The following is a 20,891-nucleotide window of genomic DNA, read 5'->3' as shown; positions in this document are numbered from 1 at the left end:
TAAATTATTATGGTTTGTTATGTGCTTTGTTTTATTTTCAAAAAAAATAACCCCAAGAGTCAACTTGAGGTATTATTTTTCAAATAACATCAAGTATCAATTACATATTTTTGAAGATAGTATGCATCAAACGCTTCTTGTCGTTGATACTCTCTTCAAGGGAAATCATAGTTTCTGTTCTGTAAACACCATCAATATCGTCAATCATAAAGATGACATCTTTAGCATGTTTAGTGTCTTTTGCTCTAATCTTACAGAAAATATTAAATTTTCCAGTAGTTACAGAAGCTACGGTTACAAATGGAATTTCGTTAATGCGTTTTAACACAAACTTAGTTTGAGAAGTATTATTTAAAAATACACCTACGTAAGCAATAAAAGAATAGCCAAGTTTATCATAATCTAACACTAAAGATGACCCCATGATAATACCAGCATCTTCCATCTTTTTTACTCTGACATGCACAGTACCAGCAGAAATTAATAATTTTTTTGCAATATCCGTAAACGGAACTCTGGTATTGTCAATCAACATGTCTAAAATCTGATGATCTACTTCATCTAAACGGAACTTACTCATATTTCTTTAATTATATTATTTATTATCATTTTAAAGCATAAAAATATACATAAAAATGATAAAGTAGCACAAAAAATTAATTTTTTATTAATCCATTAAGAATTTTATGTTTTTTTCCTAATGAAAAAGTAGCCTCTTGACCTATTTTTGGATATTCTCCTTGCTCTGATGTGTACACGGCTCCTTCAGCATCAAATTCTTCATGACCAAAGAAACCATCTAATTCATCAATTTTAGCAATATAAGCGGTGAAATTAATTTTCCCATCAAATAATTCTTCCTTATACTGTGCAGCAAAATTCGTTATTTTTTCATTACCATCATAATTTATTAGAACTTTTTTGTATATAAAATCATAAAAAACGACTTTATTTTGAGGAATATTCAAATATTTATCAGTTCTATTAACAACTATAACGTTTTCGACAATAGCGTTAAAACTCGACACTAGAGCTATAAAAATATATTTACGCGTATGTTCTCTATGGTAATCACCTGGATAATGACCAGCCTCAAACAAAATAGTAGGCACTCCTAAATATTGAAAAGTATCACCAATACAATTTATATTGAACGAATCATCAAAACGCCCTACTTGTCCCGGTATCAACTCCTGCAATACATCATTCATTTCGGAAATTACATTAATAGCCTTTTGCCTAGAACTATTAATTTCTCTTTCATCATTATAGGAAGGCGCTAAGAAAGAAACCGTTGCTGGTTTTCCTGTATCAGCAACACCAAAAATAGTTCGTTGATCATGTAGATTGTAACAAAAATCAGGCTTGAACTCTTCAAAAACAGCTCTTAAAACTTTGCTTTCAGGTTGGCTAAGATCTTGCGAATCTCTATTTAAGTCTACTTCATTTGCATTGGCACGAGTATACAACTTAGCACCGTCAGGATTCAGCATAGGCAAACAACAGAAAGTGAAATGATCCAGAAATTTTGTTGCCAATTCTGAACCACTATGTAAAAGATTTAAAAAATCAAACAGCGCTTTCGTCGTTGTGCTTTCGTTTCCATGCATCTGAGACCACAAATAAATCTTGGTTGCTCCTTTACCAATTACATACTTATAAATAGGCTTTCCTTGAACTGAATGTCCAACAACAGACAATTGATTATTTGTGTTTATTCTATTTAAAATAGGCTCAATAGACTCTAATGTCAAATACCTACCCTCTATTGTTTTTTCCTTATTATCAAGAAACAACTGCTCTAAATTCATAATCTAATATATTTGATTTACAAAAGTAAACATCTTTATTTTAACATTTGTAAAACAAATATTTTTTTATCATTTCAATATTGTAAACACAATAAACTCTTTCATTGCCTTGCTCACCCTTTATATGATTGACATTTGTTATCAACACAACAAACTAACACCAAAATAATAAAAATCAATATTTTAACAACCTTTATTTAAAGTGTAAAAAAAAGATAAAAAACACATTAACATGCTGTTTACAGCTGTAATATTGTTAAATCATTCACTTTTGATTACATTTGTAAATAACAGATTTTAAATCATTATTTACAATGGTAAACACAGATGACTTTATTAAAAGACTAGAAATAATACTCGATTATTATAGCATTAATGCATCTGCTTTTGCTGATAAAATTGGGGTGCAACGTTCGAGTTTATCTCACCTCCTCTCTGGAAGAAACAAGCCTAGTTTAGATTTTATTCTTAAAATTCTAGAGGTTTATCCTGATATTGATTTATATTGGATTTTGAATGGAAAAGGGAATTTTCCTAAAAAAGAGTCTGACTCTAAGGATGCAGCATTAACTTCAGACAATAGCGTTGTAAATATGCTTAGAAACAAGGAAGATATTAGGAATACGATTTTAACCAATACCGCTTCATCTGATGAATCGAAAGGTTCTACTGTAAACGAAAATAAAGAACAATTACCAACGGACTTCTTTGATGATACAATCGAAAAGATTGTTTTTTTCTACAAAGATGGAACTTTTAAAAGTTATATTCCATACCAAAAAAAATAGTTCTGAATACTTTTGAAAAGTATCCAAAACTATTTAAAATAAATAAAAACTACTCTTACTTTCTTACAATAAAAATTGAAGTAACACCAGTTTCTGATCTTACATCTAGCGGAGAAGTATCTCCTGAAGCCTTAGGAATCAAAAAACTTATAACTTTTCCTCCTCCATTCAAACGCTCTGCAACATAAGCCGTTTTACTAACATAGTCATAAGCAACGTCTACAGGATTTCCTAATTGAGAATTAGGTCCATAAATGCGTAATTGATTACTAAGTGCAATTTTTCCCATATTAGCAGTAGCATCAAAAACCGTTTTGAAATTTTTAATGAAGACCAAACCTCCATCAGAATCAGAGGCTGCACTACCTACATCAGTAAGCACCATCATATCATCTTTTGTGGAATAAGTAATTCCGTGAGTACGAACCAAACCTTCAATACTAACTCGTTTTGTAGCCGAGATCGTAGATGAAGTATTATTCATAAAATCTTTAAAAACAACTAAATCTGACGTCAAATCAACAACCGCATATAAGTCACCACCTTCAATATGGATTCCCCATAATTTAAAATCGGTTGTATACGAATTTAATAGTGTAAATCCCATTGCATTTCTTTTATAAACAAACAATTTATTTGTCATTCCATTAGAAGCTAATTGATCTTGTGCCACAACTACTATATCACCAGAAACTGCAGTTTCTCTTGCATTTGTAAAATCTAAATTTGAGCCACTAAATGACAAATTTAAAGTTGTAGCCCCTGAAACAACTGCGCTTTTCACACCAGAATAAGCTTCTAATCTATTATTAGTTCTGGAAGCAACAATGATATTATCTGAATTACTATCATAAGAAATCCCTTCAGCATCTAATGAAGAAATAGCGAAGGAAGTTACCATTGTAGGAGTCTTTAATAAATCAACATAACTAACTTTACCAGAAGTATTACTTGAAGTAACTAGAATTAGTTCTGTAGCCATCTTTGAATCATCATCATTAGAACATGAACTTAATGAAGCCGCAATAAAAACAAAAGTGATAAATAATTTTTTCATAAAATAAATATTTAAGTGTTATTCTAAATACGAGAAAGAAATAATCACGGTTTTAAAAATTGATATTTTTACTTCATAATTTTCTATAAATCATCGAATATATTATTAGCTAAAAACTGAAAACTAATAATAAAACCCTATTTTTGAGAAAAAGCACATTCTATGTTGAAACGATTACTAAGTTATTTCTACCCTATCACAATTCACAGCCAAAAATCAGCAGTTAGTAAATCCTTAGAAATTACTTGGACCAATGGTGACTTAGTAATGGATTCTTTAAACACCAATTATTCCTACGGTAGTTTACAACGAATTTTAAAACTAGGGTTAAATGAAATAGGTTTTGGCAAAATTCAAAAAATGAAAAACATCCTAATTTTAGGAGTTGCTGGTGGCAGTGTAATCAAAACCTTGATAGACGACATTCAATTTTCAGGAAAAATTACAGGTGTAGAAATCGACTCAGAAATCATTAAAATAGCCAACCACTATTTTGAATTGGACAAAATTTCAAACCTTGAAATTATCATTGATGATGCTTTTGAATTTGTTTTGAAAACAACTGACAAATACGATCTGATTGTTGTTGATATTTTTCAAGATACCAAAATGCCAAATTTTCTCTTTGAAACTTTTTTCATTGATAGGATTTGTTTTTTGCTGCAAGCAAAAGGAAATATCCTCTTTAATACCATGCTTTTGAACGAAGCCGACAACATTCGCAATAAAAAATTAATCAACGAATTCAATAAAGATCATTTTCATATAAAATCGATTCCTAGAGTTGAAAAACACAATGAACTCATTGTCATTGAAAAATTACTATAACATAATCTACAATTTTAAATAGCTAAGCTTTATTATTTGTACTTTAGACTTTGAAACAAATTTAAAAGAATGAAAAAGATTCTTCGAAAATTACTTTTAGGCAATGTAACCAATTTAAGAGATTCAAAACTGAATCCGATTCAAAAGCGAATACAAAACATCAAAGCCATTTGGAATAACGACCATCAGGACGATAATGGAATTGAGAAAATTGTTCGTTTGTTGCTTTCTTCTTCGCAATTAATTTTTCCTGGAATTTACATCAAATATTTGGCTTCCAAAAAAGGAACCGAATATGAAGACTTGGCAATGGATTTTTATATTTTGACAAAAGTTGCCATGCCACTGCTTATTATAAGTAATCATTGGCAACAATTTCCTGTAGTTTTAGGAATGATGATTTATGTGATGCTCGAAACTGTTTTATACATTCCGACCTTAATTTTTGCTTCCGATTTATTTGCGCGCCCTCGTTCTTATAAACGTTCTATGCTTTTATTGTTTTTCAATTATCTTGAAATTGTATTTGGGTTTGCTGTTTTGTATTCAACAGGGAATTACTTAAACCACCCCATTAATCATTGGTTTGATGCCGTTTATTTTAGTATGGTAACATCGTCAACTATTGGTTTTGGAGATTTATATCCAGTACAAACATTTGGAAAAGCATTAGTAATGACACAATCCTTACTCGTATTGATGTTTGTGGTTTTATTTTTGAATTTTTACTCTACTAAAATAGACTCTAAAGGGTATTTTGAAAAAAGAAAAAAGGACTAAACAAACTTTCTTGCTTTTTCTAAATCTTCTTTGGTGTCGATACCAATTCCAGCATGAGTGGTTTCGACCATTTTAATTTGTTTGCCAAATTCCAAATAACGCAATTGTTCCAGTTTTTCAGAAGCTTCTAAAGATTTCATGGGCAAATGGTAAAAATCCAATAAGGCTTGTTTTCTAAAAGCATAGACTCCGATGTGTTTCATATAACGAACACCCACATTTTTTTCTCTTGGATACGGAATTACCGAACGCGAAAAGTACAAGGCAAAATTATTTTGGTTCACCACCACTTTCACATTATTAGGATTATTGATTTCTTCTTCGTCTTTGATTTCATACATCAACGAAGCCAAATCTACTTTTTTATCGATGTCGTTTTTAAAAACTTCGATAACTTCTTTCAAAGGTTCTGCATTAATGAAAGGTTCATCTCCCTGAACATTGATTACAATATCTACATCGAGATTTTCAACAGCCTCGGCAATACGATCACTTCCTGATTCGTGCTCTTTGATACTCATAATGGCTTTTCCTCCGTGAGTAACAATTTCATCAAAAATTAAATTGGAATCCGTTACTACAAAAACATCATCAAAAAGCTGGGTATTTACTGCTGCTTCATAAGTTCTTAAAATAACTGTTTTTCCTCCCAAATCCTGCATTAATTTGGCGTGAAATCTGGTTGATGCGTAACGAGCGGGAATGACTGCTATTATTTTCATAGATATGACTTTTTGCCACAAAGGCACTATGGCGCAAAGATAGATTTTTAATTGAAATTGCTGTTTTCGTAAATCAACTTTTATTTCATGTATGTTTCATATTCTTCCTCTGTCGCGGTAATATCAATCTTCTGAGGTTCTTTCTTAGAGTCAAATAAAAAAATCCCAAACATTTCTTTTTCTAAATCAAGATTTTTTACCACTATACTTCCATCATTTAAAATAAACTTCAATATTTTATCATTTTCGGTTGTAACTATTGTAACATTTTTTGATTTTAAAAACTCGGTTGATTCATTAATATAATATAGAAAATCATCAGCCCCAACATAAAAATCTTCTTCTCCAACTTCTTTTTTTCTTTTTTCAATATTTTTTTCTGTTGGTTCATAAACCAATGCACATTTACTTCTAATAACTAAAGTATCTGTATTCTTGCTCATTAATAATATGTTAGATTTATGAATTTTAGAAATGATCGGATTTTGAATATTCTTTTCTGATTTTTTATCTATTCTTTTCTTGCTTTCATTACATGAAACAATCATCAATAAACTTAATAATAACAATAAATGTTTTCTCATTTAAATCAACTATTTTAAACAATCTTCACCGAAGTCATACTTAAAGAACCGGCTAATAATTTATCGTTAAACAAACTGAGTTCTTCTTGTTTTTCTTTTAATCCCAAAGTATAAATCAAAGGCAAATAATGATCCGGTGTAGGAATGGCTAACTGAAAAGCTCTACCCTGTTTTTCATAATCAATCAAAGCCTGAAAATTGCCATCTAGTAAATAATCATTGACTGTTGCTCTGGCTTCAACTGCCCAATCGTAACCATAATTATCTTTGTCCATATTGTAAAAATCCACCAATCGTAAATTATGCACAATATTTCCACTACCCACAATTAGAATTCCTTTGTGACGCAAACTGCTTAATTTTTGAGCCAACTCAAAATGGTATTGTGTCGGTTTGGAATAATCAATACTCAATTGAATTACAGGAACATTAGCTTCCGGATACAAATGTTTAATAACACTCCAGGCACCATGGTCTAATCCCCATTCATGATCAAGTTCCACTTCGGTTGGTAATAATAATTCCTTTGTGCTTTTGGCTAGTTCAGGACTACCCTGCGCAGGATATTGCACCGCAAACAATTCTCTTGGGAATCCGCCAAAATCATGAATAGTTCTCGGCATTTCCATAGCGGTAACTTTTGTTCCTTTTGTAAACCAATGCGCCGAAATACACAAAATTGCATTGGGTTGAGGCAAAGTCTTAGCCAAATTTCTAAATCCAGCCACAAATTGGTTTTCTTCAATGGCATTCATCGGACTTCCATGTCCTAAAAACAGCACAGGCATTTTATCTGTATTAGGAAAAGTACTCGAAATTTTATGTAGGTCGTTTAAATTATTCATCACTCCTTATTATTATGAATTAAATATAATCATCTTTTTTGTCAATGAAATCATTTTATAAAAAAACGGACTGTTTAGCCCGTTTTTAAAATATGAATTGCTCCTATATATTATAGGTAGACTTGTTTTAGAAATTCGGTTAAAGTTTGAGGCTTTCTACCCAACAATTTTTCTAAATCACTATTTTCAGATTGAAACTCTCCTTGTTTGATTGCTTCCGCAAAACCAACAAACATTCCAATATATTCTGCAGGAACTCCGGCATTAGTTAATGCTGCTTGGTAATCTTCAACATTCGGATTTAAATAAGCTACTTCTTTATTCGTTATTGAACTCAAAATTACAGCAATATCATTCATCGAATAATTTTCAATATTGCTCGTTGCGTACTCTTTGTTTTCATGTCCGTCCGTAGTTAAAATTGTAGCTGTCGCTTCTGCCAAATCATTTCTGGAAACATAAGCCGCCTGACCTTCACCAGCTGGAAAGAAAACACCCGATTCCAAAACTTTTTCACCTAAGAACATTGGTAAAACTTCTAAGTATAAATTATTTCTCAAAATGGTATAAGTTAAACCACTTGCTTTAATGGCATTATCGGTGTCAATATGAGATTGAGCTAAAAAAGCAATTGGCGAAGTTTCGGTTTCATTTTTACGCTCAAAACTGGTATAAACAATGTGTTTTACCCCCGCTTCTTTGGCTGCTTTAACTGCATTTAATTGTTGTGCGCTTCGATTTGCCAAATCAGTTCCAGAAACCAAAACTAGTTTTTCAATTGCTTGAAATGCACTAACTAAAGATTCGAAATTATCATAATCTCCCACTTTGATTTGGATTCCTTTTTCAGCCAAATCCGCAGCTTTAGCTTCATCTCTTACTAGGGCTGAAATATTTTTGGTCTCTATACCTTTTTTTAATAAAAAATCGATGGTTGCTTTACCAAAATTACCTGTTGCTCCTGTAACTAAAATACTTGTATTCATTATTTTAAACTTTTTATGATTAATGTTTTGTCAAAGTTACGTACATTTGCTATATAAAATATACTACTATACTAAAGTATATCGATATACTTTAGTATAGTAACAATAAAATCAAATGATTATGGAAGATGTAATTAGTTTTAAAGAAGCAAAAGCCTGCCCAATCCAATTTGTTTTGGCTGTAAATGACACATTGAATGTGATTAGTGGTAAATGGAAATTGCCGATTATAGGTTCGTTGCTATTTGAAAAAAGACGTTTTACTGATATTCAAAGAAACATCCCGAAGATTACTCCCCGAATGTTATCCAAAGAATTGAAAGATTTAGAAATGAACGGAATAGTAAAACGTACGGTATATGATACCACTCCTATTACCGTTGAATATGAATTAACCGAATCGGCAAAATCATTGGGTGATGTTTTAGACAAAATGCTGGAATGGGGATTACAACATAGATTGGCTACACTTTCCCAAAATTAATCCACAAAACTTTCGTCTTTAAAACCTATTAAGTATAATTTGTTTTTTGCACGAGTCATAGCGGTGTATAACCAACGAATATAATCACGGTCAATTCCATTGGGTAAATACGGTTGTTCCACAAAAACCGTATTCCACTGCCCTCCTTGTGATTTATGACAAGTAATCGCATAAGAAAATTTTACCTGTAAGCCATTGAAATATTCATTGGCTTTTACCTTTTGGAATTGTTTGAATTTGGTTTCGCCTTCATAGTCTTTCAAAACTTCCTGATACAATCTGTTGGACTCTTCATAAGTCAGAGATGGCGATTCGCTTTTTATGGTATCCAATAATAAAACCGTTTCAAAAGGTTTTTGATTGGGATAGTCAACCATTCGGATTTTTACTTTAGCAAATTTAAAAGTGTATAATTCGATAATTTTAAAAATCTCTAAAATTTCGATAATATCACCATTAGCAATAAAACCGGCTTCATCCGAATCTTTAAGCCAGAAATAATTGTTCTTCACCACCATCAAAAAATCTCCCGTGGATAATTCACTTTCTTTATCCAAAATTCGGGAACGAATCTGCTCATTATATTGATTGGCTCTTTTATTGGAACGAACAATAAAAGCAGTATCTTCAATACTATAATTACTGTAAGCCGAATTAATCGCATCCTGAATATCATATCCATCTACCAAACGAACAATATCTTTAAACTTTCGAACATTAAATTGAAAATCAGTAATAAAAGAATCTTTCAGGAGTTCACGCAATTCGGTAGCATTAAATAAAATCCCTGAGGATTCTTCCTGACGCATTACTTCGTCCAATTCGATATGATCTACTTCCATATTATAATGTAGACCTAAAGTATCAATATCCAGCGCCGGACTCATATCTAAATTTACCGGAGGCAACTGAGCTGTATCTCCAAGAAGAATCATTTTACAATTTGTTCCGGAATACACATAAGTAATCAAGTCATCCAGCAACGAACCATTGGCATACATTTTAGAATCGGAATCCTGATCCGAAATCATCGAAGCTTCATCTACTATGAAAACGGTATTTTTATGTTTGTTAGGTTGCAACGTAAAAGTTACTCCACCACCCGACGACTTTTTAGGAAAGTATATTTTTTTGTGGATGGTAAAAGCTGGTTTCTCCGAATAATTGGCAATTACTTTAGCGGCACGACCAGTCGGTGCCAGCAATACATATTTTTTATTAATCTCAGTAAGATTGTTAACTATCGTAGAAATCAAAGTTGTCTTTCCCGTTCCAGCATACCCTTTTAAAACAAAAATACTGTCATTATGAATGTCGGTCAAAAAAATAGCAATCTTTTGGAAAAAGATATCCTGTTTATAAGTAGGTTCAAAAGGAAACTTTTTTCGTAAGATACTATAAAATTGCGCGGAAATCATGGAGTCTAATTTAGCTTCAAAGATAGTTTTTTTTGAAACATATATCCGCTTGTCGGCGAAACAAGAGTCATATAAGACTTTTTTAGAATTGTAAAATTAAATAAAGTCAATATAAGTTTTTTATACATATATATAATAGGAGTAAATTTTAAAAATTAACATTGTTATTGATATTGATTTTGCCATTGTCATTGCTATTTTAAATTTGTAAGTTTGCGATTCAGAAAAAATCTTCATTACATGGACATTACCGAAAAGAAATATAAAAAACTATCGATTCAGGTTTCTCTGACCGGACTTTCTTTTTGCTGTTTTGACACACTCAACAATACGGTTTCTACTTTTAAGGAAATCCATTTTGATCCTTTTAATAAGAATTTAAAAATTGAAGATTTATTTGCTAATGCTTTCGAAGAACATCCGGAATTAACTGAGCAATATGATGATGTACTGGTAATCCACAGTAACAATCTTTCTACTTTCGTTCCTGCCGCTTTGTTCGACGAGAATTACTTGGGAAGTTATTTGCAATACAATACTAAGGTTTTTGAAACTGATTTTTTTGCTTACGATGAAATCAGCAATTACGATATCAATGCAGTTTATATTCCGTATGTGAATATGAATAACTTTTTTATTGACAAATTTGGTTCTTTTGAATACAAACACGCCAACAGTATTTTGGTTACAAAATTATTAGATGCTTCTAAAAATATTGACACTAAAAAAATGATGGTACATTTCAATTCCACTCATTTTGAAATTGTAGTAATTCAAAATCAAAAGTTATTATTGTTTAATTCTTTCGAATATCAAACTCCAGAAGATTTTATTTATTACATTTTGTTCACAGCCGAACAATTGAATATGAATCCGGAAAATTTCCCATTGGAATTGATTGGAAACATAACAACCGATAGTCCGTTTTTCAAAATGGCTTACAAATACATCCGAAATGTTTCCCTTATTGATGTGGAAGTTTTAAGATGGAACAATTATTTTTCTGAGGCCGAAAATAGAAATCATTTTATACTTTTCAATTCATGAGAATCATTTCAGGAAAATACAAAGGAAGACGCATCAACCCACCCAAAGGTTTACCAGTCCGTCCTACTACCGATATGTCCAAAGAAGCCTTATTCAATGTTTTAAACAATCATTTCAATTTTGACAGTTTAAAAGTTTTGGATTTATTTGCCGGAACCGGAAATATCAGTTACGAATTTGCTTCTCGCGGAAGTTCACCTATTACTTCTGTGGATGGTGATTTTGGTTGTGTAAAATTCATCAAACAAACGGCTGCTGAATTTGATTTTCCAATTGCGGCAACCAAAAGTGATGTTTTTAAATTTCTGGAAAAATGCAACGCTTCGTTTGACATTGTTTTTGCTGATCCTCCTTATGGTTTAGACCAGCCAACTTTTGAAAAAGTCGTTTTATTAGTTTTTGAAAACAACATTCTTAACGAAGAAGGAATGATGGTAGTAGAACATTCTAAGTACACCAAGTTAGAACACTTACCTAATTTTTCTTTTCAAAAAAGTTATGGTGGTTCGGTATTTAGTTTTTTCGAATTCGAATTAGACGAAGAAGAGGAAGATGATGATTTTGACGAAGAGAATGAAGAAGAATAATCAGTAAAATTTAAATTTTAAACCATTAAGAGATTAAGAAAAATAAGTGTTTTGAACTTAATGAAACTTAAATTCTTAATGGTTTTTTATTTTAAAAAAAACAGACCTATAAGCCGGATTCTGTCTCCGATAAACGGAGCCTTATCATTTATCTAGCCTTGTTGTTACCAACAAGATCAAGCTACCTACCCTTCAACAACGGACGAGAAACCCTTAAATGCTGATATACTTGGTATTTCACCGCATAGAGTTTACCTGGTTTCACTACAGCATTACCTGTACATACTTTCTGTTGCACTTGTCCTATCTCGCCGAGGCGGATGACGGGTGTTACCCGCTATGCTTCTCTATGGTGTCCGGACTTTCCTCTCTCCGCCGAGGCGGACAGCGATAAGGCGGTCTGTGGTGCAAAAGTACAATTTTTAAACTGTGACAACAAAAACAAAGCCAACTACTTTAACAAGCATTTTGCAATAGATTAAAAATAAAATAGTTATATTTAAAGAGCTATTAACCACTAAATATTTTACGCCATGGATCCAATTTACCACTACGACTCGGTTTCAAAAGCCTTAGATGAATTGAACGAAAATGGTTTTAATTACGACTTTAACCAACATGAAGATGTGATTTTAAAAAACCCAAGTAATTTTGAAATCAAACACATTTATCGTTACGAAGGAGAATCCAATCCGGATGACGAAGCAATTGTTTTTGGTATTCAATCCAAATCAGGAAAAAAAGGTGTTTATGTTGCCGGATTTGCTGCCAATTCAAATAATGAAACCGCTCAGGCACTATTAGAAATTAGCATTAAAGCCAGAGGAAGAAAAAGAAATCAATCTTAAATCTAAGAAAATCAACACTCCTTTTTTATAAAATCTTTCAATATTTAAATTTTTCAATATTTAAATTAAAACCTATATTTGCTTTCGAATAAAAAATCTATGGAACAATTTATAGTATCTGCCCGCAAGTACCGTCCGCAAACATTTAATGATGTTGTAGGACAAAAAGCGATTACCAATACTTTATTGAATGCCATAGAAAACAACCATTTGGCTTCTGCCCTTTTATTTACCGGACCGCGTGGTGTTGGAAAAACGACTTGCGCCCGAATTCTGGCTCGTAAAATCAATCAACCTGGTTATGATGATCCTAACGAAGACTTTGCTTTCAATGTTTTCGAATTAGATGCTGCGTCGAATAACTCTGTAGATGATATTCGTAATCTAATTGACCAAGTTCGTATCCCGCCACAAACTGGAAAATACAAAGTATATATTATAGATGAGGTGCACATGTTGTCATCGGCGGCTTTTAATGCTTTTTTGAAAACATTAGAAGAACCACCTAAACATGCTATTTTTATTCTGGCAACTACCGAAAAACATAAAATCATTCCAACGATTTTATCGCGTTGTCAAATTTTTGATTTCAAAAGAATCACCGTTAAAGATGCTAAAGAACATTTAGCCGAAGTAGCAACAAACCAAGGTGTTGTTTTTGAAGATGATGCTTTACATATTATCGCTCAAAAAGCAGATGGTGCCATGCGTGATGCCTTGTCTATTTTTGACCGTGTTGTATCTTATTGCGGTACTAACTTAACACGTCAGGCAGTTACTGAAAACCTGAACGTATTGGATTATGAAACCTACATTAGTGTTACCGATTTAATCCTAGAGAATAAAATCCCGGAATTACTTGTAACGTTCAACGAAATTTTAGCAAAAGGGTTTGATGCACACCATTTTGTAGCCGGATTAGCTTCGCATTTCCGTGATTTATTAGTAAGCAAAACTCCTGCAACTTTAAGTTTATTAGAAGTAGGCGAACAAGCGCAAAAAATGTATGGAGTTCAGGCGCAAAAATGTACCCAGGAATTCCTTTTACAAGGAATTGCAATTGCAAATGAATGTGATTTAAAATACAAATTAAGTCAAAACCAACGATTATTGGTTGAACTTTGCCTGATGCAATTAGCCTCTATCACTTTTGATGGAGAAAAAAAAAAGTTGAGTCCTTTATAATTCCCCCTACTTATTTTAGAAAAAACGATTATTCAATAGTTGAACAAAAGAAAGCTGTTGAAAATACTGTTAGCAAAACTACTTCTACTCCTACTGAATCAGTTCCAGCAAACAATCCTGCTGTAGTTACTGAAGCTCCTAAAAAAGTTGAGATAGAAACATCTGGACCTAAATTCTCTGCCTTATCTTTATCAAGTATTCGTGCGAAAAAAGAATTAGAGCAAACCAAAAAAGTAATCGTTAGAGAAACAGTTGATTTACCAACTGAACCTTTTACCGAAACCGAAATGTTGCTGCAATGGACTAACTATGCAAAACGTTTAGGAGACAAAGGCTCAAAAATAATGGAATCATTATTACTGATTAATGATCCTGTTCTAAACGGAACAACCATATGTATCGAGTTACCCAACGAAGGTTCTAAATTGGATTTTGAGAAAGAGATGAACGGTCTTTTAGGGCATTTAAGAGGACACCTTCACAACCACAATATCAAAATCGATATAATTGTCAATGAAAATGTCACTATCAAAAGAGCATTAAATGATCAGGATAAATACAATCGTTTACATGAAATAAATCCAAATATTGATTTATTAAGAACTACTTTCGGACTAGACCTAAACGCTTAATTATTTTTTATCCGAGTTTAAAATTTTCTTTTCGATTCGAGTATCTGGAACTAACCAAAGCAAAGCAACTATTAAATAGATGGCTAATGGAATCCATTCATTGAAAAAAGAAATTAGTAAAGCACTCACATATAAAAGTTGAGAAGACTTTCCCTTTGTATCTTTACCGACTGCCTCTGCCAAAAATGACTTTTCACCATCAAGACATATAATGGTTGTTTGCAAAATAACAAAAGCAACACTACACATTAAAAGAACAATACCATAAACAGTAACTGTTGCTTTAGCAAAATCACTTTCACCCATCCAAGCGGTTGAAGCGGGTACTAATGAAAGCCAAAAGAGCAAATGAAGATTAGCCCATAAGACCTTTCCATTCACTTTAGTGGTACTATGCAATAAATGATGGTGATTATTCCAATAAATACCTACATAAATAAAACTCAAAATGTAACTTAAAAAAACAGGAAAAAGTGTATATAAATCACTAAACTGATGCCCTTTTGGGACTTTCAATTCCAAAACCATTATAGTGATTATAATAGCAAGTACACCATCACTAAAAGCTTCTAAACGATTTTTATTCATACTCTTTTAAATTTTACCGAAATACATAGCCTTCACGATTCCGTCTGAAAGTCCAATTTTTGGTACATAAATATTTCTAGCCCCACTCCATTTCATTGCATTCAAATAAATACGTACTGCAGGTATAATTACATCGGCACGGTCTGGATTTAACGCTAATTCAGAAATTCTCTGATCATAAGAAAGAGAATTCAAAAAGGCATATTGTGAATTGATATACAAATAAGACAAAGGTTTGTCCTGCATTTTACCAGACATTTTGAAAAGTTTGTTGATATTTCCACCCGAACCTATCAAAGATATTTCATCATAATCAGCAACATTTGTTTTAATCCATTTCTCAATTTCATTCCAAACCACATCACAAACCATTTCGTTAAGTAATCGAACAGTTCCCACTTTAAATGATCTTGAAGTCACAATTTTACCATTAGAAAACAAGGTAAATTCCGTACTTCCACCTCCTACGTCCACAAATAAATAAGTTCGATCTGTCTTCAATAAATGATGTAAGTCAGTTGAAGCAATAATTGCTGCTTCTTTTTTTCCATCAATAATTTCAATTTTGATGTCGGCTTTTTTCTTAATTAGGGCCACAACTTCTTTTCCATTATACGCTTCACGCATAGCCGAAGTTGCAAAAGCCTTGTAAGCTTCCACTTTGTGAACTTTCATCAAAAGTTTGAAAGCTTTCATTGCATCGACCATTCTATCTGTATTTTCAGCCGAAATTTCACCTACTGTAAAAGCATCTTGTCCTAAACGAATAGGCACACGAACCAAAGCACTTTTGTTAAATTGTGTTTCTTTACCTTCTTGTTCAACAATATTAACAACCAGTAATCTCATGGCATTAGAACCAATATCGATGGCTGCATATTTCTTAATTTTAATCATTTTTTTCTATAATTAATTATCTTAAAAGATAATTTCTTTTAACATGTCAACTTTTCTTTGATAATATTTATAGGTTTCAATTTGAGCTCTAAAAATATTTTTTCCGTCATTTTTACGGTACTTATTATCCAATTTGTAAGAATGAAAACGCGCTTTTACATTTCCTTTCCAAGCAATATCAAAATTCTCGATGAGTTCATTTTTGATTTCTTGATCATAGATAGGACAAGTTACTTCTACCCTGCCATCTAAATTTCGTGTCATAAAATCAGCAGAAGAAATATAAACTTCTGTTTGCCCTCCATTTCCAAAAATATAAATTCGTGAATGCTCTAAATAATTATCGACAATACTTATAGCTTCAATATTCTCACTCAACCCCTTAATACCTGGAATCAAAGAGCAAATTCCTCTTACTTCCAATTGAATTTTTACACCTGCCTTACTTGCCTCGTATAATTTATCAATCATATCAAAATCCGATAAACTATTCATTTTCAATTTCATAAATGCAATTCTACCAGCTCTAGCATTTAAAATTTCACGATCAATGAACTTATAAAACTTGGAACGTGTATAATGTGGAGAAACTATTAAGTGTTTATAACGATGTACTCTATAGTTAATATTAAAGAATTCAAAAATCTTAGAAATATCTTTTAATATTTGTTGGTGACTAGTAAAAAGAGTGACATCTGTGTAAATTTTAGCCGTAGATTCATTGAAATTTCCTGTTGAAATAAAGCCATAGCGTTTATTTTTTCCGTTTTCAATTCTTTCAATGACACAAATTTTACTATGAACTTTCAAACCTTTGATACCAAAAATAAGTTCAATTCCTTCTTGTTGCATTTGTTCGGCATAGGAAATATTAGAAGCCTCATCAAAACGGGCTTGTAATTCGATTTGAACGGTTACTTTCTTACCATTTTTGGCAGCATTTATCAAGGAACTAATAATTTGTGAATTTTTAGCTAATCGATATAAAGTAATTTTAATTGTGGTAACTTTTGGGTCTAATGCAGCTTCTCTTAAAAATTTTGTCAAATAAGAAAATGATTGATAAGGGGCATGCAACAAATAATCTTTCTTGCTTATTTTTTCCAAAATACTACCTTCTAAACTTAGACCAGGAATTGGCAATGGAATGTTTTTCTTATACAGTAAATCAAATCTACCTAGATTAGGAAATTCCATATAATCTCTCCTATTATGATATCTTCCACCGGGAATAATACTATCGGTAGAAACGATTTTCATTTTATCAAGGAAAAACTGTAAGGTATCTTCTTCAATTTCCTGATCATATATAAAACGTACAGGCTCACCTATTCGCCTATCTTTGACACTAGTAGAAATTTTCTCTAGCATGCTTTTACTCAGGTCACTATCAATTTCTAACTGTGCATCCCTACTTATTTTAATCATGTGTGCACTAACACTTTCATAATCAAAAATATTAAATATACTTTTTAGATTATGCCTTATTACATCATCTATCAATATCACATATTTCTTGTTATCTGTAGAAGGTAACACCACAAAACGATTCATTGTTTTAGGAATTTCAATAATCGCATAGTGAACTTCGGCATCTTTTTTCATCACTAATTTTACAGCCAAATAACCAATATTATCCTTCAATAATGGAAATTCGGCCAAATCATTCAAGATAATTGTAACCAATTCTGGGCTCAAGGTTTGTATAAAGAAATCTTTTAAAAATATCTCTTGTTCATCCGAAATTTCATTTTCGTTGATAATAAAAATATTTTCCGTTTCTAATTTAGATTCAATATCTTTTAGAATCGCAAGACTTTCGGCCTGATGTTCTATAACAATTTCGGTAATATCCTTAATTAATTGTTGTGCAGATATACCTCCTAATATTTTTTCACCCGTTTTACCAGACAAACTTAATCTACGGATAGCTGCAAAACGAACTCTAAAAAATTCATCCAAATTATTTGAAAAAATCCCTATAAATCTTAATCTGTCTAATAAAGGAACCGAATCATCCCCTGCTTCTTGAAGTACTCTGGCGTTAAATGCTAACCAACTTTTTTCTCTATCAATATATTTTTGATCAAACATTATTTATTTTAAGTCTTTTGGTATTATTATTTTATTTGTCTGCCCTTTATTAATAGTATCCCAACTATCTGTTTCAAATTGTAGCGAAACAAAACCACTTGTAGGAACATTTTCAATAAATACATTTCCAAATTTATTAACAAAATTTGTAATTGCAGCATTATGACCAAAAAGAATTACACTATCAAATGTATTCGAACAAGATTTAACAATCATTTCCAATTGCTTTCCATCGAAAGTATATAATTCTTGATTGTAGATAATATTTTCTACTGGATACAAGATATTTTGAGCAAAAATAATAGCGGTATCCGAAGCACGTTTAGCTGGACTACTCCAAATTACAAATTTTTTAGGTAAATATTTTTGAATATTTGAAGATACTAAATGAGCATCTTGCAATCCACGTTGGTCTAATGGCCTGTCTATATCTTTTAATGGTGTATCCCAATTCGATTTGGCATGTCTAATTAAAACTAAATTTTTCATATCGATATGATTAAATGAATTAATTCTTCGTGAATTCCTCAAAAAGAAAGATACAATTTATAGCTCAAAATATAAAATTTATTAATCATAAAAATTCTTTTTTACTTTCTCAAATTTATCATTGAATATTAATAATAAATAAAAATACTACAAATGTTAATATTTAACGCACTTAAACAGTAAAAAAATGCATTTTATCGATTTTTTTCTTGCGTATTATTTAATTATGTGATACTTTTGAAATCATCTTTATAAAAAAAAATATTTAAATCAAAATTGCAAACAAAATAATTACTAACAAATTTTGATCGAAACAGGTTTAGTATTACAAAGAAATAAACTTTAAAAGAATATTTTAACGAAATTTTAGGGTTTGTTTTACAAATAAAAACGCCTTTTAACGAGTATTTATGTTTTTCAAAGAGAAAATTTACTATAAAAAACGAATGTGAGTAGTTTAGCTTTAAAATAGAATATTTTTATTTTTTCAGCTATAGAATTTAGCTCCAATTATCTTAAAATTCATTGTATGAAAACAACTTTACCTAACCGAGAATTAAAACATTTTTTTAGATTTGTTTTGATACTTTTATCCTCTTTCACATTACATGCGCAAAGTAAGTACGACTGCAACAATTGTGAGTCAGGTGATGAAAGAATATTGTCTGTAGAACTTGTTTCAACTACACCAAATCCAAATCCTACAAGTGCTAATGACCTTTATCTTCCTCTAAGTCAATCTTGTGATTCTGGAGAAAACGTCCAAGGATATCTAAAAATTAATATCCAACAGCAATCTACAACAAGATATGGGTTCCTTGTAGAAGCTGACATTTTTACAAATAATTCTAAAACAGGATCTATAAGTTACTGTAACTCTGCCAGTACAAGTTCCGGAACCAGAAGCGTTTATATAACAAACCAAGCAATATCTTGGTCTTGCGGAACGGTTATAAGCCTTCAAAAAATCATAATTGGTTGGGGAAATTCATCAGGTCAAAACGTATGTAGTCAAGGAAATTGTTCTATTGGTCCACAATGTTCTAACAATGAACTTAATCCTGTTATAACAGTTATAACTCCTTTAAGTGCAAATTTTACAACTTCATCAATTTGCCCTGGAAATACTTCTTATAAAGATATTACTTTTACTAGCACATCAACAGGAGGAACTCCCCCTTATCAATATCAATGGGTAATTAATAATGGTGTTAATACAATTACAACTCCATATTCATCGACAAATAGCTATACCTATACTCCTTCAAATGGCAATAATTTGAACGTTACTTTAAATATAAAAGATAGTAGTACTAATCAAAAAACCGATAACTTTACCCAAAGTGGAATTACTGTAGGTACTTGCTGTACAACACCTGTAATTGCAAATAAGACCGCAACGATTTGTAGTGGAGGCACGTTTACCATTACCCCAACCAATAATAATCCAGATGTTGTACCTGCTAACACAACTTATTCTTGGTCTGCACCTACAAATGCTTTAGGAATATCTGGAAATGCAGCCGGGACAAATCAAAGTAATATAAGTGGAACTTTAACTAACACTAATGCTTTTCCACTAAATGTAATCTATAATGTAACCCCTAAATCAGGTACATGTACTGGTAATCCTTTCACAGTCACAGTAACCGTAAATCCAACATTAAGTCTTGCTACATCAACCAAAACAGATGCTTCTTGCTATGGAACAAGTACGGGATCTGTTACCGCAGGTAGTATTACAGGTTCTGTTGGTACAGTAACTTACTCTTGGAAAAACGCTGCTAATATGGAAGTTGGAACTACGGCAACAGTAAATAACCTTCCTGCTGGAACGTATACCCTTACTGTTACTGATAATTGTTCTTCTCAATCTAATTCGGTTACTATTGGACAACCTAATGCTGCCCTTACAGCTTCTATAGCTGCTCAAACCAATGTGGATTGCTACGGAAACAACTCTGGTAGTGTGACTGTGGCTGGGGCTAATGGTACTGCGCCTTATACTTATGCTATCGACGGTACTACTTTCGGTACTAGCGGTACTTTCGCTTCTTTAGCTGCTGGTTCTTATACTGTAACTATCAAAGATGATAACGGTTGTACTACTACTCAAGCGGTAACTATTACTCAACCTAATGCTGCCCTTACAGCTTCTATAGCTGCTCAAACCAATGTGGATTGCTACGGAAACAACTCTGGTAGTGTGACTGTGGCTGGT

General features: G+C 31.9%; 23 protein-coding genes and 1 other RNA gene. 10 read left to right on the top strand and 14 right to left on the bottom strand.

The genetic code is table 11. The features are described from left to right. Positions 1–100 precede the first annotated feature (100 nt). Complete coding sequence (locus ACFPTQ_RS15860) at positions 101–580, bottom strand: Lrp/AsnC family transcriptional regulator (RefSeq protein ID WP_278035731.1); 480 nt, start codon at positions 578–580, stop codon at positions 101–103. Between the two features lie 76 nt (positions 581–656). Then, positions 657–1,811, bottom strand: coding sequence for a M14 family metallopeptidase (locus ACFPTQ_RS15855; RefSeq protein ID WP_379778908.1), 1,155 nt, complete (start codon positions 1,809–1,811; stop codon positions 657–659). A 314-nt stretch (positions 1,812–2,125) separates the two neighbouring features. Between ACFPTQ_RS15855 and ACFPTQ_RS15850 the strand changes: the two genes are divergently transcribed. Next, positions 2,126–2,599 (top strand): helix-turn-helix domain-containing protein, encoded by a 474-nt coding sequence (locus ACFPTQ_RS15850; RefSeq protein WP_379778905.1) that lies wholly within the window; start codon positions 2,126–2,128, stop codon positions 2,597–2,599. Positions 2,600–2,654: 55 nt separating this feature from the next. Here ACFPTQ_RS15850 and ACFPTQ_RS15845 read toward each other — a convergent pair whose 3' ends face one another. After that, positions 2,655–3,656, bottom strand: a complete 1,002-nt coding sequence (locus ACFPTQ_RS15845) for a hypothetical protein (RefSeq protein ID WP_379778902.1) — start codon at positions 3,654–3,656, stop codon at positions 2,655–2,657. A 162-nt stretch (positions 3,657–3,818) separates the two neighbouring features. On the opposite strand from ACFPTQ_RS15845, the gene ACFPTQ_RS15840 reads away from it, so the two are divergent. Further along, positions 3,819–4,484 carry a spermidine synthase gene (locus ACFPTQ_RS15840; protein WP_379778899.1) on the top strand — a complete coding sequence of 222 codons (666 nt, stop codon included), beginning with the start codon at positions 3,819–3,821 and terminating at the stop codon, positions 4,482–4,484. 69 nt (positions 4,485–4,553) lie between these two features. After that, on the top strand, positions 4,554–5,264 hold the full coding sequence (locus tag ACFPTQ_RS15835; protein WP_379778896.1) for a potassium channel family protein: 711 nt from the start codon (positions 4,554–4,556) through the stop codon (positions 5,262–5,264). Here ACFPTQ_RS15835 and kdsB read toward each other — a convergent pair. The 4 genes from kdsB to ACFPTQ_RS15815 form a co-directional block, all read right to left on the bottom strand. Next, complete coding sequence (gene kdsB / locus ACFPTQ_RS15830) at positions 5,261–5,986, bottom strand: 3-deoxy-manno-octulosonate cytidylyltransferase (RefSeq protein WP_278035736.1); 726 nt, start codon at positions 5,984–5,986, stop codon at positions 5,261–5,263. The genes ACFPTQ_RS15835 and kdsB overlap by 4 nt on opposite strands. Positions 5,987–6,066: 80 nt before the next feature. Then, the gene (locus tag ACFPTQ_RS15825; protein WP_379778893.1) at positions 6,067–6,570 is read right to left on the bottom strand and encodes a hypothetical protein; all 504 of its coding nucleotides are present in this window, start codon (positions 6,568–6,570) and stop codon (positions 6,067–6,069) included. A 14-nt stretch (positions 6,571–6,584) separates the two neighbouring features. Then, positions 6,585–7,415, bottom strand: coding sequence for a 4,5-DOPA dioxygenase extradiol (gene ygiD, locus ACFPTQ_RS15820; RefSeq protein WP_379778890.1), 831 nt, complete (start codon positions 7,413–7,415; stop codon positions 6,585–6,587). A gap of 110 nt (positions 7,416–7,525) precedes the next feature. Then, the gene (locus tag ACFPTQ_RS15815; protein ID WP_379778887.1) at positions 7,526–8,401 is read right to left on the bottom strand and encodes an SDR family oxidoreductase; all 876 of its coding nucleotides are present in this window, start codon (positions 8,399–8,401) and stop codon (positions 7,526–7,528) included. A gap of 121 nt (positions 8,402–8,522) precedes the next feature. On the opposite strand from ACFPTQ_RS15815, the gene ACFPTQ_RS15810 reads away from it, so the two are divergent. After that, a complete protein-coding gene (locus ACFPTQ_RS15810) occupies positions 8,523–8,885 on the top strand; it encodes a winged helix-turn-helix transcriptional regulator (protein WP_278035742.1) in 363 nt (120 codons plus the stop codon). On the opposite strand, the gene ACFPTQ_RS15805 is transcribed toward ACFPTQ_RS15810, so the two are convergent. Then, complete coding sequence (locus ACFPTQ_RS15805; RefSeq protein ID WP_379778884.1) at positions 8,882–10,303, bottom strand: ATP-dependent DNA helicase; 1,422 nt, start codon at positions 10,301–10,303, stop codon at positions 8,882–8,884. The genes ACFPTQ_RS15810 and ACFPTQ_RS15805 overlap by 4 nt on opposite strands. 240 nt (positions 10,304–10,543) lie before the next feature. On the opposite strand from ACFPTQ_RS15805, the gene ACFPTQ_RS15800 reads away from it, so the two are divergent. Then, a complete protein-coding gene (locus ACFPTQ_RS15800) occupies positions 10,544–11,350 on the top strand; it encodes a DUF3822 family protein (RefSeq protein ID WP_379778881.1) in 807 nt (268 codons plus the stop codon). Then, positions 11,347–11,937, top strand: a complete 591-nt coding sequence (locus ACFPTQ_RS15795; protein ID WP_379778878.1) for an RsmD family RNA methyltransferase — start codon at positions 11,347–11,349, stop codon at positions 11,935–11,937. Before ACFPTQ_RS15800 ends, ACFPTQ_RS15795 begins: the two co-directional genes overlap by 4 nt. 93 nt (positions 11,938–12,030) lie before the next feature. On the opposite strand, the gene rnpB is transcribed toward ACFPTQ_RS15795, so the two are convergent. Then, an RNA gene (gene rnpB / locus ACFPTQ_RS15790) (RNase P RNA component class A) lies at positions 12,031–12,344 on the bottom strand. 126 nt (positions 12,345–12,470) lie between these two features. On the opposite strand from rnpB, the gene ACFPTQ_RS15785 reads away from it, so the two are divergent. Together ACFPTQ_RS15785 and dnaX are read left to right on the top strand one after the other, a co-directional pair. Further along, positions 12,471–12,785 (top strand): hypothetical protein, encoded by a 315-nt coding sequence (locus ACFPTQ_RS15785; RefSeq protein ID WP_379778875.1) that lies wholly within the window; start codon positions 12,471–12,473, stop codon positions 12,783–12,785. Positions 12,786–12,884: 99 nt separating this feature from the next. Then, complete coding sequence (gene dnaX, locus ACFPTQ_RS15780; protein ID WP_379778872.1) at positions 12,885–13,970, top strand: DNA polymerase III subunit gamma/tau; 1,086 nt, start codon at positions 12,885–12,887, stop codon at positions 13,968–13,970. A 28-nt stretch (positions 13,971–13,998) separates the two neighbouring features. On the opposite strand, the gene ACFPTQ_RS15775 is transcribed toward dnaX, so the two are convergent. Further along, on the bottom strand, positions 13,999–14,199 hold the full coding sequence (locus ACFPTQ_RS15775) for a hypothetical protein (protein ID WP_379778869.1): 201 nt from the start codon (positions 14,197–14,199) through the stop codon (positions 13,999–14,001). 58 nt (positions 14,200–14,257) lie between these two features. Between ACFPTQ_RS15775 and ACFPTQ_RS15770 the strand changes: the two genes are divergently transcribed. Beyond that, a complete protein-coding gene (locus ACFPTQ_RS15770) occupies positions 14,258–14,602 on the top strand; it encodes a DNA polymerase III (RefSeq protein WP_379778866.1) in 345 nt (114 codons plus the stop codon). Here the strand turns inward: ACFPTQ_RS15770 and ACFPTQ_RS15765 are convergent, their stop codons facing one another. The 4 genes from ACFPTQ_RS15765 to ACFPTQ_RS15750 are packed head-to-tail and all read right to left on the bottom strand — an operon-like array spanning position 14,603 to position 18,670. Further along, positions 14,603–15,190 (bottom strand): TMEM175 family protein, encoded by a 588-nt coding sequence (locus tag ACFPTQ_RS15765; protein WP_379778863.1) that lies wholly within the window; start codon positions 15,188–15,190, stop codon positions 14,603–14,605. A 6-nt stretch (positions 15,191–15,196) separates the two neighbouring features. Then, positions 15,197–16,087: a Ppx/GppA phosphatase family protein gene (locus tag ACFPTQ_RS15760; RefSeq protein WP_379778860.1), complete on the bottom strand. Its 891-nt coding sequence runs from the start codon at positions 16,085–16,087 to the stop codon at positions 15,197–15,199. Between the two features lie 21 nt (positions 16,088–16,108). Further along, positions 16,109–18,181, bottom strand: a complete 2,073-nt coding sequence (gene ppk1 / locus ACFPTQ_RS15755; RefSeq protein ID WP_379778857.1) for a polyphosphate kinase 1 — start codon at positions 18,179–18,181, stop codon at positions 16,109–16,111. A 3-nt stretch (positions 18,182–18,184) separates the two neighbouring features. Beyond that, the gene (locus ACFPTQ_RS15750; RefSeq protein ID WP_379778854.1) at positions 18,185–18,670 is read right to left on the bottom strand and encodes a SixA phosphatase family protein; all 486 of its coding nucleotides are present in this window, start codon (positions 18,668–18,670) and stop codon (positions 18,185–18,187) included. A gap of 529 nt (positions 18,671–19,199) precedes the next feature. Here ACFPTQ_RS15750 and ACFPTQ_RS15745 point away from each other — a divergent pair. Continuing rightward, the coding region (locus ACFPTQ_RS15745) for a PKD-like domain-containing protein (protein WP_379778851.1) at positions 19,200–20,891 on the top strand (1,692 nt) is incomplete at its 3' end.

Origin of the sequence: Flavobacterium sp. GCM10022190 (genome assembly GCF_042656445.1) — a bacterium.
In the GTDB taxonomy this organism is placed as follows: Bacteria; Bacteroidota; Bacteroidia; order Flavobacteriales; family Flavobacteriaceae; genus Flavobacterium; species Flavobacterium nitratireducens.
Note: the sequence above shows the minus strand (reverse complement) of the source record. Positions and strands in the feature narration are given on the sequence as shown.

Coding starts and splice junctions, on each gene's coding strand:
- ACFPTQ_RS15850 (WP_379778905.1), top strand. CDS start 2,126: ATGGTAAACACAGATGACTTTATTAAAAGACTAGAAATAATACTCGAT.
- ACFPTQ_RS15815 (WP_379778887.1), bottom strand. CDS start 8,401: ATGAATACAAGTATTTTAGTTACAGGAGCAACAGGTAATTTTGGTAAA.
- ACFPTQ_RS15825 (WP_379778893.1), bottom strand. CDS start 6,570: ATGAGAAAACATTTATTGTTATTATTAAGTTTATTGATGATTGTTTCA.
- ACFPTQ_RS15785 (WP_379778875.1), top strand. CDS start 12,471: ATGGATCCAATTTACCACTACGACTCGGTTTCAAAAGCCTTAGATGAA.
- ACFPTQ_RS15770 (WP_379778866.1), top strand. CDS start 14,258: ATGTTGCTGCAATGGACTAACTATGCAAAACGTTTAGGAGACAAAGGC.
- ACFPTQ_RS15765 (WP_379778863.1), bottom strand. CDS start 15,190: ATGAATAAAAATCGTTTAGAAGCTTTTAGTGATGGTGTACTTGCTATT.
- ACFPTQ_RS15800 (WP_379778881.1), top strand. CDS start 10,544: ATGGACATTACCGAAAAGAAATATAAAAAACTATCGATTCAGGTTTCT.
- ACFPTQ_RS15855 (WP_379778908.1), bottom strand. CDS start 1,811: ATGAATTTAGAGCAGTTGTTTCTTGATAATAAGGAAAAAACAATAGAG.
- ACFPTQ_RS15760 (WP_379778860.1), bottom strand. CDS start 16,087: ATGATTAAAATTAAGAAATATGCAGCCATCGATATTGGTTCTAATGCC.
- ACFPTQ_RS15795 (WP_379778878.1), top strand. CDS start 11,347: ATGAGAATCATTTCAGGAAAATACAAAGGAAGACGCATCAACCCACCC.
- ygiD (WP_379778890.1), bottom strand. CDS start 7,415: ATGAATAATTTAAACGACCTACATAAAATTTCGAGTACTTTTCCTAAT.
- dnaX (WP_379778872.1), top strand. CDS start 12,885: ATGGAACAATTTATAGTATCTGCCCGCAAGTACCGTCCGCAAACATTT.
- ACFPTQ_RS15750 (WP_379778854.1), bottom strand. CDS start 18,670: ATGAAAAATTTAGTTTTAATTAGACATGCCAAATCGAATTGGGATACA.
- ACFPTQ_RS15835 (WP_379778896.1), top strand. CDS start 4,554: ATGAAAAAGATTCTTCGAAAATTACTTTTAGGCAATGTAACCAATTTA.
- ACFPTQ_RS15810 (WP_278035742.1), top strand. CDS start 8,523: ATGGAAGATGTAATTAGTTTTAAAGAAGCAAAAGCCTGCCCAATCCAA.
- ACFPTQ_RS15840 (WP_379778899.1), top strand. CDS start 3,819: ATGTTGAAACGATTACTAAGTTATTTCTACCCTATCACAATTCACAGC.
- ACFPTQ_RS15860 (WP_278035731.1), bottom strand. CDS start 580: ATGAGTAAGTTCCGTTTAGATGAAGTAGATCATCAGATTTTAGACATG.
- ppk1 (WP_379778857.1), bottom strand. CDS start 18,181: ATGTTTGATCAAAAATATATTGATAGAGAAAAAAGTTGGTTAGCATTT.
- ACFPTQ_RS15805 (WP_379778884.1), bottom strand. CDS start 10,303: ATGATTTCCGCGCAATTTTATAGTATCTTACGAAAAAAGTTTCCTTTT.
- ACFPTQ_RS15845 (WP_379778902.1), bottom strand. CDS start 3,656: ATGAAAAAATTATTTATCACTTTTGTTTTTATTGCGGCTTCATTAAGT.
- kdsB (WP_278035736.1), bottom strand. CDS start 5,986: ATGAAAATAATAGCAGTCATTCCCGCTCGTTACGCATCAACCAGATTT.